The 24,920-nt window shown below is 67.6% G+C and carries 24 protein-coding genes; 10 read left to right on the top strand and 14 right to left on the bottom strand.

The window, feature by feature from the left end; all coding sequences use genetic code 11:
- Positions 1-35: 35 nt before the first annotated feature.
- The 6 genes from ACAV_RS10105 to ACAV_RS10090 all read right to left on the bottom strand — a co-directional run bounded on the left by ACAV_RS10105 (position 36) and on the right by ACAV_RS10090 (position 7,529).
- Positions 36-1,121: an IS5 family transposase gene (locus tag ACAV_RS10105; protein ID WP_049791218.1), complete on the bottom strand. Its 1,086-nt coding sequence runs from the start codon at positions 1,119-1,121 to the stop codon at positions 36-38.
- Between the two features lie 18 nt (positions 1,122-1,139).
- The gene (locus ACAV_RS24580) at positions 1,140-1,700 is read right to left on the bottom strand and encodes a hypothetical protein (RefSeq protein WP_157768751.1); all 561 of its coding nucleotides are present in this window, start codon (positions 1,698-1,700) and stop codon (positions 1,140-1,142) included.
- Positions 1,701-1,884: 184 nt separating this feature from the next.
- Complete coding sequence (locus ACAV_RS24575) at positions 1,885-2,727, bottom strand: hypothetical protein (RefSeq protein ID WP_157768750.1); 843 nt, start codon at positions 2,725-2,727, stop codon at positions 1,885-1,887.
- 283 nt (positions 2,728-3,010) lie between these two features.
- Entirely contained in the window at positions 3,011-3,658 is a 648-nt protein-coding gene (locus ACAV_RS10100; RefSeq protein WP_167539389.1) for a hypothetical protein, read from the bottom strand.
- A gap of 50 nt (positions 3,659-3,708) precedes the next feature.
- Positions 3,709-5,229 carry an HlyD family type I secretion periplasmic adaptor subunit gene (locus tag ACAV_RS10095; protein WP_013594469.1) on the bottom strand — a complete coding sequence of 507 codons (1,521 nt, stop codon included), beginning with the start codon at positions 5,227-5,229 and terminating at the stop codon, positions 3,709-3,711.
- Entirely contained in the window at positions 5,226-7,529 is a 2,304-nt protein-coding gene (locus ACAV_RS10090; RefSeq protein ID WP_013594468.1) for a type I secretion system permease/ATPase, read from the bottom strand. Before ACAV_RS10090 ends, ACAV_RS10095 begins: the two co-directional genes overlap by 4 nt.
- 286 nt (positions 7,530-7,815) lie before the next feature.
- On the opposite strand from ACAV_RS10090, the gene ACAV_RS10085 reads away from it, so the two are divergent.
- The 5 genes from ACAV_RS10085 to ACAV_RS10065 are packed head-to-tail and all read left to right on the top strand — an operon-like array spanning position 7,816 to position 13,149.
- Entirely contained in the window at positions 7,816-8,826 is a 1,011-nt protein-coding gene (locus ACAV_RS10085; protein WP_013594467.1) for a BMP family protein, read from the top strand.
- 18 nt (positions 8,827-8,844) lie between these two features.
- Positions 8,845-10,512, top strand: coding sequence for an ABC transporter ATP-binding protein (locus ACAV_RS10080; protein ID WP_013594466.1), 1,668 nt, complete (start codon positions 8,845-8,847; stop codon positions 10,510-10,512).
- A complete protein-coding gene (locus ACAV_RS10075; protein WP_013594465.1) occupies positions 10,509-11,570 on the top strand; it encodes an ABC transporter permease in 1,062 nt (353 codons plus the stop codon). The genes ACAV_RS10080 and ACAV_RS10075 overlap by 4 nt, the downstream gene beginning before the upstream one ends.
- On the top strand, positions 11,567-12,490 hold the full coding sequence (locus ACAV_RS10070; protein ID WP_013594464.1) for an ABC transporter permease: 924 nt from the start codon (positions 11,567-11,569) through the stop codon (positions 12,488-12,490). The genes ACAV_RS10075 and ACAV_RS10070 overlap by 4 nt, the downstream gene beginning before the upstream one ends.
- Before the next feature lie 32 nt (positions 12,491-12,522).
- Positions 12,523-13,149, top strand: a complete 627-nt coding sequence (locus tag ACAV_RS10065; RefSeq protein WP_013594463.1) for a GNAT family N-acetyltransferase — start codon at positions 12,523-12,525, stop codon at positions 13,147-13,149.
- Between the two features lie 22 nt (positions 13,150-13,171).
- On the opposite strand, the gene ACAV_RS10060 is transcribed toward ACAV_RS10065, so the two are convergent.
- Positions 13,172-13,558, bottom strand: a complete 387-nt coding sequence (locus ACAV_RS10060; RefSeq protein ID WP_013594462.1) for a VOC family protein — start codon at positions 13,556-13,558, stop codon at positions 13,172-13,174.
- 178 nt (positions 13,559-13,736) lie between these two features.
- Here ACAV_RS10060 and ACAV_RS10055 point away from each other — a divergent pair, with 178 nt between their 5' ends.
- A complete protein-coding gene (locus ACAV_RS10055) occupies positions 13,737-14,360 on the top strand; it encodes a DUF4230 domain-containing protein (protein WP_013594461.1) in 624 nt (207 codons plus the stop codon).
- Positions 14,361-14,462: 102 nt separating this feature from the next.
- Positions 14,463-15,740, top strand: a complete 1,278-nt coding sequence (locus tag ACAV_RS10050; RefSeq protein WP_013594460.1) for an amidohydrolase family protein — start codon at positions 14,463-14,465, stop codon at positions 15,738-15,740.
- Between the two features lie 37 nt (positions 15,741-15,777).
- Here the strand turns inward: ACAV_RS10050 and ACAV_RS10045 are convergent, their stop codons facing one another.
- Positions 15,778-17,319, bottom strand: coding sequence for a winged helix-turn-helix domain-containing tetratricopeptide repeat protein (locus ACAV_RS10045; RefSeq protein WP_013594459.1), 1,542 nt, complete (start codon positions 17,317-17,319; stop codon positions 15,778-15,780).
- A gap of 385 nt (positions 17,320-17,704) precedes the next feature.
- Here ACAV_RS10045 and ACAV_RS10040 point away from each other — a divergent pair, with 385 nt between their 5' ends.
- Positions 17,705-18,121: a hypothetical protein gene (locus tag ACAV_RS10040; protein WP_049791083.1), complete on the top strand. Its 417-nt coding sequence runs from the start codon at positions 17,705-17,707 to the stop codon at positions 18,119-18,121.
- Positions 18,122-18,156: 35 nt separating this feature from the next.
- On the top strand, positions 18,157-18,450 hold the full coding sequence (locus ACAV_RS10035; protein WP_013594457.1) for a hypothetical protein: 294 nt from the start codon (positions 18,157-18,159) through the stop codon (positions 18,448-18,450).
- Positions 18,451-18,514: 64 nt separating this feature from the next.
- Here the strand turns inward: ACAV_RS10035 and ACAV_RS10030 are convergent, their stop codons facing one another.
- The 6 genes from ACAV_RS10030 to ACAV_RS10005 form a co-directional block, all read right to left on the bottom strand.
- Positions 18,515-19,150 carry a LysE family translocator gene (locus tag ACAV_RS10030; protein ID WP_013594456.1) on the bottom strand — a complete coding sequence of 212 codons (636 nt, stop codon included), beginning with the start codon at positions 19,148-19,150 and terminating at the stop codon, positions 18,515-18,517.
- Between the two features lie 97 nt (positions 19,151-19,247).
- On the bottom strand, positions 19,248-20,081 hold the full coding sequence (locus tag ACAV_RS10025; protein ID WP_013594455.1) for a helix-turn-helix transcriptional regulator: 834 nt from the start codon (positions 20,079-20,081) through the stop codon (positions 19,248-19,250).
- Positions 20,078-21,373: a hypothetical protein gene (locus ACAV_RS10020; RefSeq protein ID WP_013594454.1), complete on the bottom strand. Its 1,296-nt coding sequence runs from the start codon at positions 21,371-21,373 to the stop codon at positions 20,078-20,080. Before ACAV_RS10020 ends, ACAV_RS10025 begins: the two co-directional genes overlap by 4 nt.
- Positions 21,374-21,389: 16 nt before the next feature.
- A complete protein-coding gene (locus ACAV_RS10015; protein ID WP_013594453.1) occupies positions 21,390-22,145 on the bottom strand; it encodes a hypothetical protein in 756 nt (251 codons plus the stop codon).
- Between the two features lie 5 nt (positions 22,146-22,150).
- Positions 22,151-22,738, bottom strand: a complete 588-nt coding sequence (locus tag ACAV_RS10010; protein ID WP_013594452.1) for a hypothetical protein — start codon at positions 22,736-22,738, stop codon at positions 22,151-22,153.
- Complete coding sequence (locus ACAV_RS10005) at positions 22,735-23,016, bottom strand: DnaJ domain-containing protein (protein WP_011796297.1); 282 nt, start codon at positions 23,014-23,016, stop codon at positions 22,735-22,737. The genes ACAV_RS10010 and ACAV_RS10005 overlap by 4 nt, the downstream gene beginning before the upstream one ends.
- Before the next feature lie 373 nt (positions 23,017-23,389).
- Between ACAV_RS10005 and adh the strand changes: the two genes are divergently transcribed.
- A complete protein-coding gene (gene adh, locus ACAV_RS10000; RefSeq protein ID WP_013594451.1) occupies positions 23,390-24,910 on the top strand; it encodes an aldehyde dehydrogenase in 1,521 nt (506 codons plus the stop codon).
- Positions 24,911-24,920: the final 10 nt, after the last annotated feature.

Genomic DNA, 24,920 nt, shown 5'->3' with positions numbered 1-24,920 from the left:
AGCCCATGTACAGGGGCCTTTGCCCCCCGCAAGGCTCACGCTTTTGACGGTTGCAGGCGCACCCGTGCCTTGGCAGCCGATGGCTTGAAGAACGCATCCACTTGCCGATGCAGGAACGACGCCAGGCGCTTGAGGTTGTAGCAGGCAGCCATCATCGTCATCGCCACCGTGGCGCGGGTCTGCCCGATCGTGCGAACGAACTTGCCGCCCAGGTGACGGAGACCGGCAAACACATGCTCCACCTTGGCACGCTTCTTTGCGATGCGCTGGTTGCGCCTTTGCTGGCACTCGCTCAGTGGCTTGCCCGGCCGAGCCCTGCGTTGCATCGCGTCCACCAAGCCCAGCACCTTGAGTAGCTGCTGGCGCTGCCGGCTCGCGTAGGCCTTGTCCGTATGCACTGCACGCCCGGTGTTGTGCAGGTCCAGCACCTCGTCGAAGTGGTGTCCGTCATGCTCGCTGGCCGTGCCCGTGGCGATCCTGCGGATGAAGCCGTGCTTGAGGTCCACGCTCACGCTGAGCTTGTAGCCGAAGTAGCCCTTGCCGTGCTTCTTCGTGTGCGTGGCGTCCACATCCTTTTGCCGGCGCTCGGCCTCGCTCCAATCGGGCGTTCTGCCTTCGGCCAGGGCCTCGCGCTCCTGCCTGTCCAGGCGCTGGCGGGGCGCGGGCACCAGCGTGGCATCGATGGCCTGTCCGCCACGGGCGATGTAGCCATGGCGGTGCAGTTGCGCATCCACACCCTGGAACAACGCCGTCGCCCCGTCAACGCCCAGCCGCTCGCCGAAGCGCCAGATCGTGTTGCGGTCCGGCACGTTCATCGCGTCTTGCAGCAGACAAAAGCGCTGATAGCTCGCCCGGTCCAGCAACTGGTATTCCATCTGCTCGTCCGACAGGTTGTACAGGCGCTTCAAGACCAGGATGCGCACCATCACCTCGATGGGATAGGCCGGCCGACCACCCTTGCGGCCATCGCCGCGCTCGATGAGTGCATCCACCAGCCGCGCCAGCTCGGCGAAGTCGATGTGCCGCGCGATCACCTGCAACGGATCGCCCACTTCATCTCTCTTATGCTGGCGCGACGCCTCGGCAAACAGATCGAACTTCAAGGCGCTGCGAGGAGAGATCATGGCAAGGAGGACGGCTCAGGTCTTGTCGGTGAACAAGGGAGTGGCCGGGTTTTGAGAGGTTCCCTCCAGGGTCAGCTTCCACGAACTGGAAAAGACGTCTATGAACCGTGATATCTGATTCCAGTTAGCGACGCCAGGTACCTTGTCAATCCACTCCTGGGCAATTTGTCGAAGTCCAGCATCCGAGGAGAACGCTGCATGGCCCACCGCATTGGCCAAACTGGTGCTGATGACCAGAGCATCGATGCCATCGCCGCCGGTTTCTCTAATGCGAGCCCACAAATCTTCCACAGCTTTGTCGCCTTTTTCTCGGCGGATAATCTCCATGGGCACATTGAGGGTCCAATTTTCGAGAGTCAGGCCATTCTTCTCAAAGGCTTGTTGATGGAAATTGGATGTTTCAATGAAATTCACATCCCGATCTACAATTCCATTTTTTCTTCCAGCAATGTCAATCAGGGTATTTATATATCCAATAGACATGTCGACACGAATACTATCAATCTGCGCTGGCGTCAAGTTGCGGCAAGCATCACCACCAAGTCCGATCATTGCCGTGCCGCCGAGGTAATCCAAAGCAGATTGCCCAGTAATGGTGTCCCCGGTGGCAACACCTAAAGCCCAACCTGCATAATTATATCCTTTCGCATAAATATCGGATTATACCTGCCTAGCAGCCTCAACACCTCCAGCCCCGATCTGCGCTTTATACGTCGTCAACTGCGATATGGTTAAAAGTTCCACAATTCACTCCCAAGCTTTAGTATCTTCCAGTAACAGAAAAACCCAACACCGTCTTTTTCACACTCTCCTGAATACCTTGCCAATCCGAAATCAAGCCACGCCGATAACTCACAGTCACCGATACATGCATTTCCGGTTCTAGATCAAAATATTGACTACAAGGTGCGGATGGTACTTGTCTGTTGCTACACTTTATGAAAGTCACCACCCGATCCTCGCCGTTTCTTTTTACAAAAACATCATCGGCATGCGGGAGTTCACGATAAGGCTTTCCATTTTTAGGATTCACACCAGCAAAAGCATACACCTCCAAACCATGCTGATTTTTACTTAGTTTTTCATATTTCCCCATCCCAGCACCGGGGTTTGAATCAATATTCTGCCGCGCCAGACGATCAGTGGAATAAAGGCCTGGATATATTTCACCAGAAATTAAAACCACGCGAATCCACTGGCTATCCGATAACTTCCTTTTTCTGTAATCCCCCCATAATTCAGGCGTACTCTTTCCAGCCATGTCTGGATAGCGCACATCAAAACCAAAGCTAGCTATTTTTGAATCTAACGTCCTCACAGGTCTCGCTCTACCCTTATCTCTCCACCCAGGATCACCATCGTATTCCAAATACTCTACAAAATATGAAGGAATAGCTACAAAAATTCCACCCAAATTTGCCCGCACCGTTTGGTCGGCATATTGCACAGCAGCCATTTCTTGCGACTGAAATCCATGTGCAAATGCAAACGTCCCCGGGATCAAACGCCATAACAAATAACCCGCCCCCAGGCACATCAGAACAAAAACCACCAAGATCCGCCTGCCTTTATGCATGCCGCTTCCATTTTTTAATTTCTCCACGCATCCTCCATCACATCACCTGCCGGAATTTAACGAACGATCTCACCACCTCATTCACCTGCTTACGATTATTACAGAGCCTCTGTATCCCTCAAAAAATCTCCTGGAAAATCACGACCACCATATCGAGTCCCTTCAAATTTTGAGCCATTAATTTTTATCGCGCCGATTCTTAATTCGGGCCTTACTGGAGCATGCACAAAACCCAGCGATTTTTCGACAGCTTAATACAAGAAAGAAAAAACGTTTATTGATGTGCTGCCATACGAAGCAAATCTCAATACTATGCTTGCGGATTCGTGATCAGTGAAACCATCAGATCCGGCAGCGAAGCACCTGGAGTCACCTGCCCCGCCCCCTGCGGAGAGAACCCCGCCATCGCCTGCACTAATTGCTGCACGCTGCCCTCGAGCACTGCAGAGCCGCCCACTGTGGAAGTCGCCCCGCTCAGGGCTCCGAGGAGCGCAGAACTGCCAGCCCAACCAGCGCCCGCTGCGGCGCCCAACAATGCCTTTGCGAGATCGGCTCCGGCATTCGCCGTCCCCGTAGCCGTAGCCGTCGGATAGGCATCACTCCCCGACTCCAACATCCAGGGCTTCGTTTCGTACACACCCGTCTGCCCCTCTTCGCCTTGACCGGGCTGCAACAGCATCGGCCGCGTGCTTGCCCATCCGTCGTCGATGGCGTCCGACAAAGCGATGGGTTTGACTTGCGCGACTTCAACGTCCCGCATCGATGGCAGGCCGGATGCCTGCGGCCATGCGGCCATCGCCGCAGCGAGTGCATCGCGCAGTGATCCGTGCTGTCTTACCGCTCCAGCGGTGCCCCGCGCTGCGGTGTCGTCCTCATCGCCCGTCGTATCGCGCACATGGGCCTCACGCAATGCGGCAGCGATGGCGTTCTCCAAGCTTTCCTGGTTCATGCTCTTCATCCCTTCTTTCGTTCTTTATTTACTTATTTATCGATTGGCTGATTGATTGATCAGCGCTCGCGCAGGCTCTCGTTGCCGGCCTTCTGGATCGGGCTCAGCAGGTATTCGATGACCCGGCGCTGGCCCGTCTTGATCTCCGCGGTCAGGTTCATGCCCGGCGCGAGCTTGATGTCCTTGCCATCCACGTTGATGAACGCCTGGTCGAGCTTGAGCAGCGCGGGGAAGATCGCTCCGCGCTTTTCGTCGTTGACGGCGTCGCGCGTGACGGTTTCCACGTGCGCGGGCACCGTGCCATAGCGCGTGAAGGGGAAGGTCTCCAGCTTGATGGTCACGTCCTGGCCAGGCTCCACGAAGCCGATGTCCTTGTTCTCCAGCGTGACCTCGGCGCTCACGTGCGCTCCGTCGGGCACGATGACCATGAGCGCCTGCGCTTCGGTCACCACGCCGCCCTCGGTGTGCGCGGCCAGCTGCTGCACGGTGCCGCTCACGGGCGCCACCAGGGTGGCCAGGCGCTCGCGCAATGCGGCCTTGTTCCACTCCTGCGCGCTCTGCAGGCGCTTGAGTTCGGCCTGGGACTGCCGCTCGCTCAAGGTGCGGCGGGTTTCTGCCAGGTAGGCATCCCGCGTCTGCTGCGTTTCCTGCAGGGCCGCCTGCGCCTCGTGCAGCCGCGCCTGCTGCGTGCCCAGGTCGCGTTCGAGTTCGATGCGCTCGCGCATGCGGTCCTGGTTGGCGTGGCCGGACATGAAGCCCTGGTCCGCCAGCGCCTGGAAGTCGCGCTCGCGCTGCCGCACAATGGGCAGGGTGGCATCGAGCTTGTCGATCATGGCGCGCACGGTGGCGATCTCCGCTTCGCGGCGGGCCCGCTCGGCCGCGAACTTCGAGAGGCGCGCCGTGACGTCGCTCCACTCGGCGGCCAGCTGGGCCCGGGCGTTGTCCGCATCCTCGGCGCTCCATTCCCTGGGCACCAATGTTTTGGGCAGCGCAGCTTCCGCACCGCGCAGGCCGCCCTCTCCCCGGGCAGCGCGCGACACCAGGTCTCCCAGCACGCGCGTGCGCAGCCATTCGGATTGCGCCGAGCGCCGGGTTTCGTCGAAGCTGGTCTTGTCGGCCTGCGCTGCGGTGGGGTCGAGCTGCACCAGGGCCTGCCCCGCCTCCACATGGTCGCCCTCGCGCACCAGGATGCGCCGGATGACGCTGTTTTCCAGCGGCTGCACGAGCTTGGTGCGGTCGCTCACGATGATGCGGCCGGACGCGACGGCAACGATGTCGATCTTGCCGAAGATGGACCAGGCCAGCGCAATGAGTAAGAGCGCGATGAGCGCCCAGGCAAGGCGCCGCGGTGCGGGATGGACGGGGGTTTCCTGCAGGCTCAATGCGGCCGGCAGGAACGCCTGCTCGTCGGCCAGCCGGCGCGGCCCGGCGAGTTCGTGGCGATGCGCCCAGGCCACGCGCAGGATGTCCCGGTAGCGTGCGAGCAGTTCGATGGCGGGGTGGCGCGGGGCTGGCGTGTGTGCGGGTTCGTGGGGGATGGCCGGCTCGTTGGCGCTGTGCATGGGGGTGCCCGCGCTCATGCTGCCGCTCCCTGCGCGGCTTGCGCACCAGGCTGCAGCGGCGGCACGTTGCCCGCTCCGCCGCCCTGCATGCGCCAGAGGTGCGCATACAGGCCCTGCGGCCGCTGGATGAGCGCATCGTGGGGACCGGCTTCGACGATGCGGCCCTTGTCCATGACGATGATGCGGTGCGCATGCCGCACGGCCGAGAGCCGGTGGGCGATGATGATTACCGTGCGGCCCTTGCAGATGTGCGCCATGTTGCGCTGCACGATCGCCTCGCTTTCGTAGTCCAGCGCGCTCGTGGCCTCGTCGAGGATGAGGATGCGCGGGTTGGTGAAGAGCGCGCGGGCGATCGCGATGCGCTGGCGTTGCCCGCCCGAGAGGCCCGCACCCTGCTCGCCGACGATGGTGTCGTAGCCCTCGGGCAGTTCGCTGATGAAGTCATGGGCCCCGGCCAGGCGCGCAGAGTGCACCACCGCCTCGATGGGCGCCGCGGGGTCCGCGATGGCGATGTTCTCGCGCACGCTGCGGTTGAACAGCAGGTTCTCCTGCAGCACCACCCCGACCTGCCTTCGCAATTGCGCGGCGTCGATCAGGCTGATGTCGATGCCGTCCACGAGGATGCGGCCCTGCTCGGGCACGTACAGGCGCTGCACGAGCTTGGTGAGCGTGCTCTTGCCGGAGCCCGAGCGGCCCACGATGCCGATCACCTCGCCCGGGCGGATGTCCAGGCCCACGCCGTGCAGCACGGGGGGCGCTTCCGGGCGGTAGCGGAAATGCACGCCGTCCAGCGTGACCCGGCCCTTGATGGGCGGCAGTTGCGCCGCGCTGCTCGGCGGCACTTCCGTGCGGGTGTTGAGGATGTCCCCCAGGCGGGCCATGGAGATGCCGGTCTGCTGGAAGTCCGTCCACAGCTGCGCCATGCGCATGATGGGCTGCGAGACCCGCTGGGCGAACATGTTGAACGCCACGAACTGCCCCACGGTCAGCCCGCCGTCCATCACGAGGTGGGCGCCGTACCAGAGCGTGGCGGCGTTGACGAGCTTGCCGATCAGGCCGACACCCTCGTGGGCCCAGGCCGCCAGGTTCTGGGTCTTGAAGCTGGCGCTGACGTAAGCGGCCAGCTGGTTGTCCCAGCGGCGCGCGAAGGACGGCTCCAGCGCGCTCGCCTTCACGGTCTGGATGCCCGTCACGGTCTCCACCAGCATCGCCTGGTTCTCCGCGCCGCGCGCGAACTTGTGGTCGAGCCGCCTGCGCAGGACGGGCACCACGGCCAGGCTCAAGCCCACGTAAAGCGGCAGGCTGACCAGCACGATGAGCGTGAGCGGCACGCTGTACACCAGCATCACGCCGATGAAGATGATGGAGAACAGCACGTCGAGCACCACGGTGAGCGCGTTGCCCGTGAGGAAGCTGCGGATGTTCTCCAGCTCGCGCACCCGCGCCACGGAGTCCCCCACCCGCCGGGCCTGGAAGTAGGCCAGGGGCAGCTGGACCAGGTGCCTGAAGAGGCGCGCACCCAGTTCCACGTCGATGCGGCTCGTCGTATGGCTGAAGACGTAGCTGCGCAATCCGTTGAGCAGGCTCTCGAAGACCACCACCACGACCAGCCCCGCGACCAGCACGTCCAGCGTGGTGAGGCCCCGGTGCACCAGCACCTTGTCCATCACGACCTGGAAGAAGAGCGGGCTCACCAGCGCGAACAGCTGCAGCATCAGCGAGATGAACAGCACTTCGCCCAGCAGCTTGCGGTGCTTGACCAGGCTGGGGATGAACCAGGAGAAATCGAACTTGGCGAGCTCGCCCGCCAGGCTGGCGCGGCTGGAGACCAGGATCAATTCGCCGGTCCAGCGCCTGGCGAAATCTTCCACGGATTCGATGGTGGGGCGGCCCTGCTCGCCGGCACCGGATGGATCTTGAAGCAGCACCCGCTGGCCATCGCATTGCGCCACCACGACGGCCTTGACCGTTCCGGATTGCCGGGCCGACGGCGCATCGTCGGCCACGAGCGCCATGGCGGGCAACGGGCTGAGGGGCAGCCGCGCGGCGCTGGTGCGGACCTTCCTGGCCTTCAGGCCGATGAGCCTGGCGGCCTGCAGCAATTCCTGCGTGCCGATGCGGTCGTTGGCCGCCAGCCCCAGCCGGTGGGCCAGCGTCGCAGGATCGCAGGCAATGTGGTGCAGCCGGGCGACCAGGCACAGGGCATGCAATGGGCCATAAGCCGTCCCCTCTCCCGCCTCCTGCTGTTCTTTCAAATCGAGCGCACTCGTAGGCAGCGCGCGCGCTTCCGCCTCCGCTCCGCGGCTATTTCCGTTCATTCAACCCCCACCCCGAACTATTTCAGATTCCCTAGAACGGAACGATGTTATGTGCAAACAGCTTGTTTCAGTTAAGTGAAAGAAGGCCAAGTAACGTATTTTTTTGTAAAAAATTGAACTCTGCTCCGACCAAGGGATAGCCTGGTTGCTCGCAGAGTAAAAAACCCGCTATACACCCAAGGCACCAAACAAGGGACCGGCGCCCAGCCCAAGTGGCATGCATCCTGCTTGAGTCCGCCGACCCTATCGTTACGTCACTTCTCTCTCTCGACCCAAGGAACCCGCGATGACCACCCGCCGCCTCTTCACCGGCCGCCTGCTCTGCACCTCACTGGCCATCTCGGCCACCCTGGGCCTTGCACCCATGGCGGCCTTCGCCCAGGCCAAATTGAAGGTGGCGGGCATCTACACGGTGCCGTATGAGCAGCAGTGGGTGAGCCGCATCCACAAGGCGCTGAAGGCGGCCGAGGCGCGCGGCGAGATCGAGTACAAGAGCAGCGAGAACGTGGCCAATGCCGACTACGAGCGCGTGATGCGCGAGTACGCCAACGGTGGCAACCAGTTGATCTTCGGCGAGGTGTTCGGCGTGGAGTCCGCCGCCCGCAAGGTGGCCAAGGACTTCCCCAAGACGGCCTTCGTGATGGGCTCCTCGGGCAAGCCGCAGGCACCCAACTTCAGCGTGTTCGACAACTACATCCAGGAGCCCGCCTACCTGACCGGCATGATCGCGGGCGGCATGACGAAGACGAACAAGATCGGCATGGTCGGCGGCTTCCCGATCCCCGAGGTCAACCGCCTGATGCACGCCTTCATGGCTGGCGCGAAGGAAGTGAACCCGAAGGTGGAGTTCACCGTCACCTTCATCAACAGCTGGTTCGATCCCCCGAAGGCCAAGGAAGCCACCTTCGCGATGATCGACAAGGGCGCGGACGTGCTCTATGCCGAACGCTTCGGCGTGAGCGACGCGGCCAAGGAGAAGGGCAAGCTGGCCATCGGCAACGTGATCGACACCCAGCCGCAGTACCCCGACACCGTGGTCGCCTCCGCCCTGTGGCACATGGAGCCGAGCGTGGACCGCGCCATCGGGCTGGTGAAGGCCGGCAAGTTCACGGCCGAGGACTACGGCCCGTACTCGATGATGAAGCACAAGGGTTCGTCCCTCGCGCCCCTGGGCACGTTCGAGAAGAAGGTGCCGGCCGATGTGGTGGCCAAGGTCAAGGCGCGCGAGGCCGAGATCCTTGCCGGTAAATTCACCGTGAAGGTGGACGACAGCCAGCCCAAATCCACGGCCAAGTAAGGCGGAGCCCCGCCTCCCATGTCCGCTCCCCTGCCGGCCGCTGCGCCGGACACCGTGCTGCGCCTTTCCGGCATCACCAAGCGCTTCGGCAGCCTGGTGGCCAACGACGGCATCTCGCTCACGCTCGCGCGCGGCGAGGTGCTGGCGCTGCTGGGCGAGAACGGCGCAGGCAAGTCCACGCTGATGTCCATCCTGTTCGGGCACTACGTGGCGGACGCCGGCAGCATCGAGGCATTCGGCCGCCCGCTGCCCCCCGGCCAGCCGCGCGCGGCGCTGGCGGCGGGCATCGGCATGGTGCACCAGCATTTCACGCTGGCCGACAATTTGAGCGTGCTGGACAACGTGCTGCTGGGCAGCGAGCCGCTGTGGCAGCCGTTCTCGCGCCGCAGCGCCGCGCGCGCCCGGCTGCTGGAGGTATCGCGGCGCTTCGGCCTGCCCGTGGTGCCTGATGCCCGCGTGGGCGATCTTTCCGTGGGCGAGCGCCAGCGGGTGGAGATCCTCAAGGCGCTCTACCGCGGGGCGCGCATCCTGATCCTGGACGAGCCCACGGCGGTGCTCACGCCGCAGGAGAGCGAGGCACTGTTCGCAACGCTGGGGCAGATGGTGGCCGAAGGCCTGTCGATCATCTTCATCAGCCACAAGCTCGGCGAGGTACTGCGCGTGTCGCACCGCGTGGCCGTGCTGCGCCAGGGCCGGCTGGTGGCCGAAGCGCCCGCCCAGGGCACCACGCAGGCGCAGCTCGCGCAGTGGATGGTGGGGCACGCCGTCGAGCGCGCCGAGCGCCGGCCCGCGCAGCACGTGGGTGATGCCGTCTGCACTCTCGACGATGTCCATACCGCCGGCGGGCGCGATGCGCTGCACGGCGTGCACCTCGTGCTGCGCGCGGGCGAGATCACGGCCATCGCGGGCGTATCCGGCAATGGCCAGGTGGCCCTGGCCGACGTGCTGTGCGGCGTGCGCGTGCCCACGCGGGGCAGCGCCCTGCTGCAGGGCCGGCCGCTGCCGGCGCAGCCCCAGCGCCTCGTCGCCCAGGGTGTGGCCCGGATTCCCGAGGACCGCCATGCCGTGGGCGTGGTGGGGGACCTGCCGGTGTGGGAGAACGCCGTCTCCGAACGCCTGGGCAGCCGCTGGTTCTCGCACCCCTGGTTCACCGCCGGCTGGATCAGGCGCCGCGCCGCACGCCAGCATGCGCGCCGCGTGGCCGAGACCTTCGACGTGCGCGGCGGCGGGCCCGATGTGCCGGCACGCTCGCTGTCGGGCGGCAACATGCAGAAGCTGATCCTCGGGCGGGCGCTGCTGTCACCCGATCCACACGACCCCGAATCTCCGCGGCTCATCGTCGCCCACCAGCCGACCTGGGGCCTGGACATCGGCGCCGTCACCTTCGTGCAGCAGCAGCTCATCGCTCCGCGGCTCATCGTCGCCCACCAGCCGACCTGGGGCCTGGACATCGGCGCCGTCACCTTCGTGCAGCAGCAGCTCATCGCCGCGCGCGACGCGGGGGCGGCCGTGCTGCTCATCTCCGACGACCTGGACGAGGTGCTGCAACTGGGCGACCGCGTGGCGGTGATGCACGGCGGGCACCTGACGGAAGCGTTGCCTGCCGGGCAATGGACGCGCGAGGCCATCGGCCTGGCCATGGCCGGCGAAGGCACCGGTGCGGGCCCTGCACAAAAGACCCCATGAGACTCGAAAAACGCCACCGCACTTCCGCCGCAGCCTACGTGGCCGCGCCCATCGGCGCCGTGGCCTTCACGCTGCTCGTCTCCGCGCTGCTGGTGCTGTGGGCCGGCGCACCCGTGGGCCGGACCTATGCGCTGTTGGCGCAAGGCGCGTTCGGCTCGGTCTTCGCGCTCACCGAGACGCTCACGCGCGCCACGCCGCTGATACTGACCGGCCTCGCCGCGGCCGTCGCCTTCCGTGCACGCCTCTTCAACATCGGTGCCGAAGGACAGCTCTATGCCGGGGCGATCGCCGCCGTGGCCGTGGGCGGCATGCATGGCGGCACGGGCCTGGAGTGGTCGCCGTGGGTGCTGTTCCCGCTGATGATGCTGGCCGCGGCGCTGGCCGGCGCCGCGCTGCTGCTGGGCCCGGCGCTGATGAAGGCGCGGCTCGGCGTGGACGAGGTGGTGACCACGCTGCTGCTGAATTTCGTCATGTTGCTCCTGGTCTCGGCCCTGCTCGACGGCCCGATGAAGGACCCGCTGGCGCTGGGCTGGCCGCAGAGCGTGGCGCTGCAGGGCGACCTGGAGCTGTCGCGCCTGGTGCCGGGCTCGCGCCTGCACACCGGCCTGCTGTTCGCCGTGGGCCTGGCCGTGCTGCTCTGGGCACTGCTGGCGCGCACGGTGCCGGGCTTCGACATCCGCGCGGCCGGCGCGAATCCGCGGGCCGCGGCGTTCGCGGGCGTGCCGGTCACGCGCACCGTGGTGCTGGTGGCCCTGCTCTCGGGCGGCCTGGCGGGCCTGGCCGGTGCGATCGAGGTCGCGGGCCGCACCAGCTATGTGACGCTCGACATGTCGCCGGGCTACGGCTACAGCGGCATCGTGATCGCGATGCTGGCAGGCCTGCATCCATTGGGCGTGGTGGCCGCAGGCATCTTCGTGGCCGGCGTGCTGGTGGGCGCAGACAGCATGAGCCGCGCCATCGGCGTGCCCACCTACATCGCCGACGTGGTCGTCGCCGCCTCGCTGATCGCGGTGCTGGTGGCGGGCCTGCTCGCGCAATACCGTGTGCGCTGGAAATGACCGAACTGCTCGACATCCTCGCCAATCCGGCCTTCTGGATCGCGACGCTGCGCGTGGCGACGCCCCTCATCCTCGGCACGCTGGGCGTGCTGCTGTGCGAACGCGCGGGCGTGCTGAACCTGGGCATCGAAGGGATCATGGTGGCGGGGGCCTTCACGGGCTGGCTCACCGTGTATGGGGGGCACGGCCTGTGGGCGGGCGTGGCGGTGGCGGCGCTCACGGGCGCGGTGTTCGGCCTGCTGCATGCCTGGCTGACCGTGGGGCTGGCGCTGTCGCAGCACGTTTCGGGCCTGGGCATCACGCTGCTGGCGACGGCGCTCAGCTACTACGGCTACCGCGTGGGTTTCCCCAAGGTGAACACGCCGCCCACCATCACGCCGTTCGCGCCGATGGAATGGCTGGGCGTGCCGATTCTCTCGGCGCAGACGCCGCTCACGCTGCTCGCCCTGCTGCTGGCGCCGCTGCTCGCCTGGGCGCTCTACCGCACGCCCTTGGGCCTGGCGGTGCGCATGGTGGGCGAGAACCCGCAGGCGGCCGAAGGCCAGGGGATTTCGGTGGCGGCCACGCGCACCGGCGCCATCGTGGCAGGCTCGGCGCTGATGGGCGTGGCGGGCAGCTTCCTCACGCTCTCGGCGTTCAATGCCTTCTTCTTCAACATGGTCAACGGCCGCGGCTGGATCTGCGTGGCCCTGGTCGTGTTCGCCTCGTGGCGGCCCGGCAAGGCACTGCTGGGCGCGCTGCTGTTCGCGTTCTTCGATGCGCTGCAGCTGCGCCTGCAGCAGGCCGGCGACGCCTGGCTGCCCTATCAGGTGTACCTGATGCTGCCCTACCTGCTGTCCATCCTGGCGCTGGTGCTGGTGGCCCGCAAGGCCGCGTATCCGCAGGCGCTGATGAAGCCGTACCGCAAGGGCGAGCGCTGAGGAACGGGCACGCGACGCACTACCATCGGTGGATGTCGAACCGCACTCCGGACGCACCCGCCTCCATCGACCCCGCCCTGCTCTGCTCGACCCGGCTGCGCCTGCGCCAGTGGACGCCCGCAGACCGCACACCGTTCGCCGCGCTCAATGCCGACCCCGTGGTCATGGAGCATTTTCCCGCCCCGCTGGACCGCGCCCGGAGCGACGCCATGGCCGACCGCATCGAGGCGCTGATCGACCGGCAGGGATGGGGATTCTGGGCGGCAGAATGGCTGGAACGCCATGACGGCGCGGGCGCGCCAGGTGGAGCGTTCATGGGCTTCATCGGCCTGCACCGGCCCACGGCGCCGCTGCCCTTCGCGCCCTGCGTGGAGATCGGCTGGCGGCTCGCACGGCCTTTCTGGGGTCGCGGACTGGCCACGGAGGGGGCGCGGCTGGCACTGCGTGCAGGCTTCGATGCACTGGGCCTGGAAGAGATCGTCGCCTTCACCGCGCAGCGCAACCGGCGCTCGCAGGCGGTGATGGCGCGCCTGGGCATGCGCGAGTCACCCGCGGAGGCGTTCGAGCACCCGTCCGTGCCCGAGGGCCATGCGGTGCGCCCGCACGTGCTCTACCGGCTCACGCGGATGGCGTGGCGCGCGTCCCCACAAGCGGCCTGAACACCGCCGGGCGCGCAGGATCTCAACCCGCCTGCACGGGCGTGCAGAGCTCCACCAGCACGCCGTCGCCGTCTTCCACATAGGCGATGGTCTGGTCCCAGGGCATGCGCTCCGGCGCGCGCACCTGCCGGGCTCCGGCGGCCACGGCGCGCGCCAGGGCGGCGGGTACGTCGTCCGTGGTCAGGGCGATCTCGAAGCTGGGCGCGTCGGCGCTGGCGCGGCGCGGGTTCTTGCCCAGTTGCGCCGTGAGCTGATGGGACGAGAACGCCAGCGTGGTGGCGCCCGTCTCCATCTCGCCGTAGTCGCCACCCTCGTGCAGGAAGCGGCGCTGCAGGCCGAAGGCGGCTTCGTAGAAGGCGATGGACCGGGCGACGTCCTGGACGTAGAGGATGGTGTAGGCGAATTGCATGGGATCGAACTCCGCAAAGTGAGACACAACAGGGCGACGGCTCGGTACCGCTGCACCCTAGAAGGAAGAGCTTACGCTCCCGCGGCATGGCGCTCGGCCGCCCCCGCCGCCCGCGCTCCGGGTTCTCGCGGAAAGCCCCGCCCTGGCGCCCGCTCGACGCGCGGGGCCACAATGGGGCATGCGACGCGTCTCCCTTTCCGCCCTCCTGCTCGCCGCCGCCCTTGCGGCCGCAGCGGCCTGGACCGTGGGCCGCCGGCAGGCCGCTCCCGCAGCCCCTCCGGCCCCGCCCATGGTCGCGGTCGAATCCCTGGGGGACCTCGTCTCCGTCCGCGTGCGCTACGCCAACGTGATCGAATTCCACCGCACGATGACGCAGGGCATCCCCTGGACCCGCTGGGAGCTGCCGATCGGCGAGACCCGCGTGCTGCTGGTGGCGCGCGGGGACTGCCTGGTGGGCACGGACCTGCGTGCCGCCCGCTACGAACAGGTGGACACGGCCGCCCACACCGCCGTGCTGGCGCTGCCCGCGCCGCGCACCGTGTCGGCGCGCGTGAACCACGGCCCGCGCGACCAGGGCGGCTCGTACTTCTATGCGCTGCACGGCAGCGGCCTGGAGCCGTTGGTGCCCGGATCGGAGCACCGCACCCAGGCGATCGAGGCCGCACTGCGCATCGCGCAACAGGATGTCGAGCAGGCCTGCGCCACGCCCGAGACCTTGCGCGAAGCGCGGACGAACACCGAGTGGGTGCTCAAGCCGCTGCTGTCGGCCTCCGGCTGGAACGTGGCGGTGCGCTGGCCGTGACCGCCACATGCGCACGGGCGGCTGGCCCAGAATATGCAATCCGGCAGGCTCCGTCCCTGCCTCGTCCCCAACGACGCCCGATCTACGAACCCCGGTGACCCCATGCTCGACCTGCTGATCCACGACGCTACCCTGCCCGACGGCCGTACCTCCATGTCGGTGGCGGTGCAGGACGGCCGCATCGCCGAGATCACCGAAGGGCTGCGCGCGCCCTCCCACGAGACGGTGGATGCCGCCGGAATGCTGCTGAGCCCGCCGTTCGTGGATGCGCATTTCCACCTCGATGCCGCGCTCTCCTACGGCCTGCCGCGCGTGAACGCCAGCGGCACGCTGCTCGAGGGCATCGCGCTCTGGGGCGAACTCAAGCCGCTGCTCACGCAGGAGGCCATCGTGGAGCGCGCCCTGGCCTATTGCGACTGGGCGGTAGCACGCGGCCTGCTGGCCATCCGCAGCCACGTGGACACCAGCGACCCCAGCCTGCTGCCGGTGGAAGCCCTGCTGGAAGTGAAGCGCCGCGTGGCCCCCTACCTCGACCTGCAACTGGTGGCCTTCCCGCAGGACGGCGTGCTGCGCACGCCCGGCGGCCTCGACAACCTGCGCCGGGCGCTGGACCTGGGCGTGGACGTGGTGGGCGGCATTCCCCACTTCGAGCGCACCATGGCACAGGGCGCCGAGAGCGTGCGGCTGCTGTGCGAGCTTGCCGCCGAACGCGGCCTGCGCGTGGACATGCACTGCGACGAGAGCGACGACCCGCTGTCGCGCCACGTGGAGACCCTGGCCCACGAAACGCACCGCCTGGGACTGCACGGCCGCGCCACGGGCTCGCACCTCACGTCGATGCACAGCATGGACAACTACTACGTGAGCAAGCTGATCCCGCTGATGGCCGAGGCGCAACTGGGCGTGGTGGCGAACCCGCTCATCAACATCACCCTGCAGGGCCGGCACGACACCTACCCCAAGCGCCGCGGCATGACGCGCGTGCCCGAACTGCTCGCGGCCGGGCTGACCGTCGCCTTCGGCCACGATTGCGTGATGGACCCGTGGTACGGCGGCGGCAGCGCCGACATGCTGGAGGCCGCGCACATGGGCCTGCATGTGGCGCAGATGACGGGCCAGGACGCGATGCGGCAGTGCTTCGACGCCGTGACCGGCAACCCCGCCCGCCTGCTGGGCCTGGAGGGCTACGGGCTCGCCCCGGGCTGCCACGCGGATTTCGTGCTGCTGCATGCACGCACGCCCGCGGAGGCCATCCGCCTGCGCGCCACGCGGCTGGGTGTCTGGCGGCGCGGACGCCGGCTGGCAGGCAGCCCCGTGCCCGCGGCCACGCTGTCGCTGCCGGGCCGGCCCGCGCAGGTGGACTTCCTGCACGGCCGCTGACGGAGGCTCACCCGGCCCCCGGGGGCCGGCCCTCCGGCTATCCCCGCCATCCGGCCTGCCGCAGGCAGCCCGTGTAGTGCGCCAGCACGGCCCCGTCCACGAACGGATGGCCGGCCCGCAGCGCCTCGGCCGGATAGGGGCCGAAACGGCGGGCCTGCTCCAGGGTGCGGCGTCCGTCGGCCCCATGGCCGGCGGCGGTCTGGCAGGCCGCCAGCAGGTAGTGGTTCAGCAGCCAGTCCGGCCGCTGGGCGAGCGCCTGCAGCGCGAAGGCCTCGGCTCCGAGGTAATCGCCCTCCACGAACCGGGCCAGCGCCCGCGTGCGCATCCACAGGCTCATCTGCGGGTCCAGCGGGCTGGCCTCGCAGGCCTGCCGGGCACGGTCGTCCGCCTCGCGGGCGCGCCCGCTGAAAGCCAGCAGGCGCCCGAGTTCGCCGGTGGCGGCCGCGAACTGCGGGCAGATGGACAGGGCCAGTTCCTGCTCCGACATCGCCTGCGCGAAATGGCCGGAGAACGACAGTGCGGTGCCGAGCGTGAAGTGGGCGAAGGCATCGGTATCGTCGCTGCCCACCGCGCGCAGCGCCAGGCGGCGCGCCTCGGAAGCGTCCACGCGCACGCATTCCGAGCGTCCCGCCCACACGCGGGCCATGTGCACGAAGGCCAGCAGGGCCAGGCTGGGGGCATCGTCGGGCCGCGCCTGCAGCGCCCGGCGGGCGTAGTGTCCGGCCTGCCGCAGGTGGTCGCGGCCGGAGCGCCAGAAGTGCCAGCGCGCCCGCATGAGCAGCGGCCAGTAATCGCCATCCTGCGGCGGCGCGGCACTGTGCAGGCATTCCTCCCGGCGCAGGTGGACGGGCTCCACCGCGCTCGCGATGGCCGCGGAAATCACGCACTGCGCCGCCGCCAGGTCATCGGCCGGGCGCTCGTAGCTCTCGGTCCAGATGGTCTCGTTGCGGGTGGCATCGATCAGGTCGGCCGTCACGCGCACCCGCCCCGCATGGAAGCGTGCCTGGCCGGCCACGAGGTAGCGCACGCCCAGTTCGCGGGCGATCACCGCGTTGGGCGGCAGGGGGTGGCCGTAGCGCTGCGTCGCATTGCGGGCGATCACGCTCATCCAGCGCGACCGGGACATCCGCTGGATGACGTCCTCCGCCAGGCCATCGGCGAAGTGGCGCTGGGCGGCATCGGGGCCCGCACCGAAGGGCAGCACCGCGATCGACCGGCCCGTGGACGCATCGTGCAACGGCGCATGAGGGGCCTGGGGGGCCTCCTGTCCCGGCTCCGGAGGCCGGGCCACGCGCGCCACGAACCGGTAGCCCTGGCCGGGGATGGTGACGATGCGGTCCGCGCCCACGAGCTTGCGCAGGGCGGACACGTGGACCTGCAGGTTGTTCTCCTCCACGACCATGCCGGGCCACACCTGCCGGAACAACTCGGACTTGGTCACGAGCATGCCGGCGCGGTGCACCAGCGTGCACAGCACGTCGAAGGCACGGGTGCCCAGGGCGACCGGGCACCCGTGCGAGAGCAATTGACGCTCCCGCACCTTCAGCACGAAATGGTCAAACGCGAATTCTGGGGCCATCGTTTTCTTTCTTGCACAGGCTCTGCGGTTTCCTCCCCCGCGTCCTGCACTCTACCCCCGGCCCTTGCAGCGAACGATGTCGATGTAATCGGATGCAATCGCATCCTCACTCGCCCCCAGCAGGGATAGCGGCCGCCCGGTCCAAAACCTATAAATAAAAATTAACCAACCATAAAAATAAGAAATATCTGATTTCGATCGGTTCGACGTTTTTTCGCATTGCATGGAATTAAGGATTCTTCAGAAGAATAAAGACGCAGTTAAAGGCTGAAGACGCCGCCGGCTCACAGAATCCGCCTGCCTTCCGCCCCGTTGTCGATTCCGTCCCCCACGGTATCGCGAACGAAGCGAAGGCACCCCCTACGGCCGGAAGCAGACAAGTTGCATGGCTCCGGCCGACTTCAACAGCAACGAATCGAGAGAGGAAAAAACCATGTCCGACTGCAATTGCAATCAAACCAAGGCATCTGGCGGCGATGAGCATCTGCCGAACTTCGCGGTGGCCGGGTTCTCCGACGCGGCCTCGGCAGACAACTTCGACAACCTGCGCGCCCAACTGCCGGATGTGGACGCGCTGCGCATCCAGGTCTGCGTGGGAGCGTCGTACGATCCGGCCACCCGGAAGGTCTGCGTCCAGGTTCCTGTCCTGGGCAAGATTTGCTTCACCCTGCCCATCCCTATCCCCGTCGGAGCGCAGCTGAAGGCCTGCGTCGATACCTGCGGCATCATCCCCTGCGGCGCAAAGATCACCGTCTTCCTCAACGGTGCCGCGATCTACACCTACAAGTTCGGCTGCTGCTGAGCCTGGACGCCCCACCTCCAGGAAGGAGCACCCCCATGGCATCCTGCCCTCCCTTCAGCGTCGATTTCACCGGCAGCGCCCAGGAGCTGTTCGTCAAGATCGCCACCATGATCCATGAGCACGGCGGCACGATCACCGGCGGCCCCAGCGGTGGCGCGTTCACCGTGGGCACCCCGCTCGGCCCCGTGGCGGGCACCTTCATGGTGAGCGGCCAGACCTGCACGATCACGATCACGCAGCGGCCGTTCCTGCTGCCGTGCAGCGTGATCCAGAACTTCATCAAGAGCCACCTGCCCGCGGTCGCCCAGGCGCAGTTGGGCGAACTCTGATGCCATCGCGGCCCGTGGGCCGATGACAAGCCGCCCCGGCACCGCCGGGGCGGCTTTCTTTTTTTCATCCCCCGCGCACGAGCATCGCGATCACGAGGCAGCCGGCCAGGACGAGGACGGCGCCCGACACCCGCTCCAGCCAGGGCAGCGCCCGCGCGAAGCGGTGCAGCACGGCCCGGTTGCCGATCGCGACGGCGACCGCCAGGTCCCACAGCAGCACGGCGCAGAACATCCACGCGCCGTAGAACACCTTCCATCCCGGCGTGGCCTGCGGTCCGGCCAGCATGGCCGCGAGGCTCGCATAGAACAGCGCGTTCTTCGGATTGAGCGCGGCCGAGACAAACCCCATGCCTGCGGCCCGCCACCGGGCCCCGCGCCCTGGCGCGAAGGCGCCCGCGGCCGCGGAGACGTCCAGGCGGCTGCGGCCCGCATGGCGCATGAACAGCACGCCCAGGTAGAGCAGGTAGGCAGCACCGGCCAGCTGGATGCCGGTGAACCACGGGCTGCCCACGCGCAGCGCGGACAGGCCGGCGAACGCCGCCACGATGAACACGCCGTTGGCGAGCGCGATGCCCACGCAGGCCCCGCCAGCCGTCCGCCATCCGGCCGACAGCGAGGTCCGGGCGATCAGGAAAAAGTCCGGCCCCGGCGACAGCAGGGCGAGGAAATGCGCGGCGGCGATCAGGAGGAACTGTTCCATGCGGGTGGCAGGCGGGCTGAGGAAGGCCGCCACTGTGCCGGCCGCCGGGCGCGCCGTATTGAATGAAATTGCGCCCCGGGCCCCACCCGGAGGAAAGCTAGGCGCGGAACCGCCCCGGGGTCACGCCCGCATGCGCCTTGAACATCCGCTGGAAGTGGGCCTGGTCGGCGAAACCCAGGCCATGGGCCACGTCCGCGAGGCTGTCCCCGTCCTGCAGGCGCGCCCGCGCGCAGTTGATCCTCAGGTTCATTTGCCAGGCATGGGGCGTCATGCCGGTGGCGGCCTTGAACGCCCGGATCAGCTGGTAGCGGCCCATGCCGGCCAGCCGGGCCAGTTCATCGAGCGGCGTGCTGTCGGCGGGCGCGTCGCGCAGGCGCTCCATCGCCGGTCGCAGCCGCTCCTGCAGGCCAGGGCCGGCGGCGGGCGCCGGGATGCGCAGGCCGTGCATTGCGTCGCTGTCGCCGACGAATTCGATCAACGCGGCCTCCTTGTCCTGCGGCGCGGCCTGGGAAAACAGCAGTGCGTTCAGGCGCGCGAAGCGCGCATGGCAGGCCGGATCGTCCACGATGCGCACCGGGCCGCCGCCTTCCGGCACGGCTGCGGCGGCCTCGCTGCGCACCGCCTGGAGCCATTCCGCATCCAGGTGCAGCATCTGGTAGCTCCACGCGGAGCCCGGCACCGGGTTGCAGGCATGCACGCGCCCGGCCGGCACGAACACCAGCATGCCCGCACGCAGCGGGACGGGGCCGCCTTCCGCACCCGTGAACACGCTGCGTCCACCGTCCACCGCGCCGATCGAGAACGTGGGGTGCAGGTGGGGCCGGTAGCAGGCCCGGCTGCGGCAGGCACGGCGGCTTTCGGCGAAGGGCAGCGCCGGGTCACGCCAGAAGGCCTCTGCCGGCCCGGCGTCCGGTGCCGGCTCCGCGTTCACTCCGCGCCGTCCGCCACGTGGCACTCGCGGCGCAGCAGCGCGCGCGCTTCTTCCAGGCGCTCGTCCCGGTGGTTGAGCAGCGTGGTGGCAGACTCGTCCACGAAGGACTTCCAGAGCGCCAGGTAGCTTGCCTGGCGCACGCTGGCCGCATGCGCGCGGATGAATTCCTCGGCGAGCTCCGGTTGCCAGCCGTGTTTGCGCACGCGGCGCACCAGGCTCGCGGCGGCCTTCTCGGTCAGCACGGTCTTGCGCGGCACGCCGGCCGCCAGGCACAGCAAGAGCGTGAGCAGCGAATGCTCGTCCTCATGGCCCTGCGTGAGCCGCTCCCAGGTCCGGCTGGCCGGCGCGGGCGCTGCGTCCGCGTCGTCCCCGGCTTCCAGCAGGGCGTCCAGCCCCTGGTGGTAATCGTCCGCCTCGGCGAGCGGATCGTCCTCCAGGAAGTAGCGCGCGCGGAAGCTGCCCATGGGCCGCAGCAGCGCGCGGGGCGCCGTGGCCGCGTCGAGGATGCGCGCAGCATCCGCCAGCACAGCCGCGACGTGCGCGTCCGCGACGGCAGCCACTTCGACCGGCATGCCGCCGGGCAGCGGCAGGCGCGACGGCGCGGGAATGCCCTTGCGCCGCATGGCGGACAGGCGCTTCTCGAACGACACGGCATGCGGCCAGGCCTCGGCTGCCGGATGCATCCAGTGCCACAACAGGCCCATGCGGACGACGGCCTCGGCCTCGGCGCCGGCCGCCTCCAGCGCGTTTTCGTCCAGGTCCAGGCGTTCCGCAAACCAGCGGGCGGCCTCGATCGCGGCGGCGATGCCGGTGCGGCGCTCCAGCTCCGCGCGGTAGTCGGCATGGCTGCGCAGCGACCAGACCGACAGCTGCTGCACGTCCGGCTCGCCGGTGGTCGAAAGGAACCCGAAATTGCTGCTCTGCGGCAGCGCGATCAGGCGGCGCAGCCGGTCCGATCCCGCCTTGGAGCGCGACAGGAAACTGTGCTCGCGCAGGCTCTGCGCCGCGCGGCCGAGGTCGCCGCCGCTGTCCTCGATCAGGTCGAGGCTGACGAGGTTCACCATGCGCTCGCGCGCACGCTCCAGGTCGGGCCGCAGGAACTCCGTGCCGAAGTAGCGGGCGATCTGTACCATGCCCTTGGGTGCCTCGGCCGCGATGGCCTCCACCCGCTCGGCCGGCACGATGCCATGGCGGATGCCATGCACCAGGGCCTTCTCGAAGAACGGGCGGCCGTCGTGCAGCGAGAGCGCCGTCGCGCCCCCTGCGGCCGGGCTGGAATCGGAAACGCTCATCGCGGCGGCCTCCGGCTCAGATCGCCGACTCTTCGTCGGACGCCCGCGCAGCCGGCGTGGCCTTGCCGCGGTCGGTCTCGCTGGTCTCGAACCTGCCGTCGTCGTCCTCGTCCGTGCCGGTCTCGTCGTCGCCCAGTCCTTCGTCGTAGGCTTGCGCCTTGGCGCGCAGCACCAGCAGGGTCTCGATGAACAGATCCGGACATTGGTAGCGCAGCAGCCAGGCCATCTGCATCCAGTCGCGGTCGGCCACCTCGTCCTGGTCCACCTTCGGGGGGGCGTAGGCCACGTTGAAGAGCTGGTCCTCGGTCAGCGCCGGGCCGTAGTCCTCGGTGGCGTCGAAGAGGCCGGTGCGCGCGAAGGCCTCCAGCCGGCTCCACTTCTCCGCGAAATAATGGGCCAGGGCCTCGCTGCCGCCTTCCAGGTCGCCGATGGCGGTGAGGAACTTTACCGGCTCCACGTCGCCGCGGAACACGACGGCGTTCACCATGCTGCGCAGGTAGGTGTGGGTGGCGTCCTTGTACTGCTTCTCCAGCACCAGCGCGCGCGCGAACTGCTGGGGCGTCACCAGCATGTTGACCACCGAGGCGCGGGATTCGTCGTATTCGCGCATGACGGCCAGCACGTCCTTGGGCGCGAGCTCGTCCAGCACCTCGACCAGGGCGCGGTCGCCCTCGTCGTCGGCGAGCTGGGACAGGGCGGACTCGGCGCCCACGATATCGCCGGCGGCGATCAGGGCCTGGGTCTGGGTGATGAGGGCGAGATGTCGGGACATGGCGGTTACTCCTTGCGGTCGAATCCGAGGTCGGCCATCCAGTCGGCGGCAGCCTCCTCGCGGTCGGCATGGCTGCGGGGCTCGCTGGCGTCGTCGGCGCTCCAGCGGGCCTCGTCGTCGTCGCCCTGCTCCGCCTCGTCCCCGCCTTCTTCCTCTTCGCCCTCCCCGGCCTCGGCACTGCCGGTGCCCTGGCCGGCGAAGCGGGCATGCTGGCGCTGGTATTCGAGCAGCGCTGCCAGCGACAGGAAGCGCGCGCCCGACGGCTCCGCCAGGACCACGTCCGCCAGCGGCTGGGCCCAGGGCTCGAGCGCCACCGCCCCGCCCAGCGCGGACCATTCCGGCAGGTCCGACGCCCCGCCCCGCCCCAGCAGCGGATCGAGCGCGGCCGGCCGGTGGAAGCGGAAGCCCTGGTGGAAGGCCACCGCGACCATCTCGGGGCTGAAATCGATCATCTTGGCCAGGAAGGCGATCTCGCCGCGCTTCTGGGCGAGGCGCTTGCGCAGCACGTCCTTGCCTTCGGAATCCTGGGCAAGGTCGTCGAGCTCGGCCTGGTAGGCCGAACGCAGGTCATGGAAGAAAGGAGAGGGTTTCACGAGGAAAGCACGTTCTTGAAATAGGACTGCCAGATCTCCCGCGCCGTCTGGAGCGGATCGTCGAGCAGGTTGCGGCGGCGGTTGTCGTCGTAGGCCTGGCGCGCGGCGTCGTCCGACAGCACTTCGTAGGCCTTCTGGGCCGCGCGGAAGCGCTCGGCCGCATCCGGCGAGGGATTGCGGTCGGGGTGGTAGAAGGCCGCCTTCTGGCGGAACGCCTTCTTGATATCGGCCAGGCTCGCGGTCGCGCTCAGACCGAGGGCGGCGTAGTGGTCAGTCATGCTCGGGGGATGGGTCGGTGGTGCCGGCAGGCGCGGGGCGCGGCGCCGCGGGTGTCCGGGGAGGCGCGGTTATACACCAAGAGCGGCGCAGGTGCCCGGGGACCGCGGGCTGCCCCTTCCGGGCAAGCGGGCGGGCCGGGCGGCACGCCTGCGCTCCCGGCAAGGCCGGCGGCGCCCGCCGGCCGCCCTGTTCCGCCACGCAACACGCCTGCGCAGCCACTGTTCCAGAACGGAACACATGGAGCACCCGGACGGGCTCTGCGGTGCAGGGAACACGGGGCGCATGCGCTGGCATGCGGCTTGCGCAATGTCCTGCACCGGAGAGCGCACGGTGCGCCGCCCGGACATTCCACCACCACAGGAGACAAGCACCATGGACATGGCAGAAATCGCCAACCTCGGCATCGCCAACCCCTACAAGAAGCAGTACGGCAACTACATCGGCGGCCAGTGGGTCCCCCCGGTGGACGGCCAGTACTTCGAGAACAGCTCGCCCATCAACGGCCAGGTGTTCACCTCGGTGCCGCGTTCCAACGACAAGGACGTGAACGCCGCGCTGGACGCCGCGCACAAGGCCAAGGCGGCCTGGGGCAAGACCTCCACGACGGACCGGGCCAACATCCTGCTGAAGATCGCCGACCGCATGGAAGCCAACCTGCTGACCATCGCGGTGGCCGAAACCATCGACAACGGCAAGCCGCTGCGCGAGACCATGGCGGCCGACATCCCCCTGGCCATCGACCACTTCCGCTACTTCGCGGGCGCGGTGCGGGCGCAGGAAGGCGGCATCAGCGAGATCGACCATGACACGATGGCCTACCACTTCCACGAGCCGCTGGGCGTCGTGGGCCAGATCATTCCCTGGAACTTCCCCATCCTAATGGCTGTCTGGAAGCTGGCACCCGCCCTGGCTGCCGGCAACTGCGTGGTGCTCAAGCCCGCGGAGCAGACGCCGGCCTCCATCCTGGTCCTGCTCGAGATGATCGGCGACCTGCTGCCCGCCGGCGTGCTGAACGTGGTCAACGGCTTCGGCCTGGAGGCCGGCAAGCCGCTGGCCTCCAGCAACCGCATCGCGAAGATCGCCTTCACGGGCGAGACCACGACCGGCCGGCTCATCATGCAGTACGCCAGCCAGAACATCATCCCGGTCACGCTGGAGCTGGGCGGCAAGAGCCCCAACATCTTCTTCGAGGATGTGATGAGCGCCGACGACGCCTTCTTCGACAAGGCGCTGGAAGGCTTCGCCATGTTCGCGCTGAACCAGGGCGAAGTATGCACCTGCCCCAGCCGCGTGCTGATCCAGGAATCGATCTACGACCGCTTCATGGAACGTGCCCTGAAGCGCGTGGCCGCCATCACCCAGGGCCACCCGCTCGACAAGGGCACCATGATCGGCGCGCAGGCATCGCAGGAGCAACTGGAGAAGATCCTCTCGTACCTCGACCTGGGCAAGAAGGAAGGCGCCGAATGCCTCATCGGCGGCGAACGCAACATGCTCGGCGGCGACCTGGCCGGAGGCTACTACGTCAAGCCCACGGTGTTCAAGGGCCACAACAAGATGCGCATCTTCCAGGAAGAGATCTTCGGCCCGGTGGTGTCCGTCACCACCTTCAAGACCGAAGAGGAAGCGCTGGAGATCGCCAACGACACGCTCTACGGCCTGGGCGCCGGCGTGTGGAGCCGCGACGGGGCGCGCGCCTTCCGCATGGGCCGCGGCATCCAGGCCGGCCGCGTGTGGACCAACTGCTACCACGCCTACCCCGCGCATGCGGCCTTCGGCGGCTACAAGCAGTCCGGCATCGGCCGCGAGAACCACAAGATGATGCTCGACCACTACCAGCAGACCAAGAACCTGCTCGTGAGCTACAGCCCGAACAAGCTGGGCTTCTTCTGACGGCTTGACC

The organism is Paracidovorax avenae ATCC 19860 (assembly GCF_000176855.2).
Classification (GTDB): Bacteria; Pseudomonadota; Gammaproteobacteria; order Burkholderiales; family Burkholderiaceae_C; genus Paracidovorax; species Paracidovorax avenae.
The sequence above is the reverse complement of the archived record's forward strand: the minus strand, read 5'-3'. Positions and strand labels throughout refer to the sequence as shown.